The sequence below is a fragment of the Pseudomonas sp. W2Oct36 genome (assembly GCF_041060465.1).
GTDB classification, from domain to species: Bacteria; Pseudomonadota; Gammaproteobacteria; order Pseudomonadales; family Pseudomonadaceae; genus Aquipseudomonas; species Aquipseudomonas graminis_B.
Map to the genome: position 1 here is coordinate 1 of NZ_JAUERW010000046.1, position 612 is coordinate 612.

At 54.9% G+C, this 612-nt stretch carries 1 protein-coding gene; it reads left to right on the forward strand.

What is annotated here, in order from left to right:
* Positions 1-78: 78 nt before the first annotated feature.
* Positions 79-612 (forward strand): transposase (locus QWI18_RS25695; protein WP_369320189.1); only part of this gene is annotated, 534 nt, incomplete at its 3' end.

The following is a 612-nucleotide window of genomic DNA, read 5'->3' on the forward strand; positions in this document are numbered from 1 at the left end:
CAGACTGTGTGAAAACCTAGCCAACCTGCCTCAGATCTAAGAAAATGCCCCGCATCGAAAGATGCGGGGCATTTTCTTATGGCGTACATCCAGGGCGAATCGCGCAACCAGACCAGCCTGTTTCCGGTTTCAATAGATGAGGTCATTCCCGAAGACCATCTTGTCCGAGTCATTGATGCCTATGTTTCGCGCCTGGATCTCAGGGTTCTGGGGTTCGATAAAGCTATTCCCAAGGGCAACGGACGTCCGCCCTACAACCCCGCCGACCTGCTCAAACTCTACATCTACGGCTACTTCCAGCGCATACGGTCTTCGCGCCGGCTTGAGGCTGAGTGCCAACGCAACATCGAAGTCATGTGGCTGCTCAACCGCCTCGCGCCGGACTTCAAAACCATCGCCGACTTCCGCAAAGATAACGCCACTGCGTTCTCCGCAACGTGCCGCGCGTTTGTTCAGTTCTGCCGTTCGGCAGGCCTGGTAAAAGGTGATCTGGTTGCTATTGATGGCAGCAAATTCAAGGCCGTAGCCTCGGCCCGTCGTCACATCAGCACCAAGCACCTCAAGCGCGATCAGGAAAAACTTGATCGCCGGATAGCGAAATATCTGGAGGAT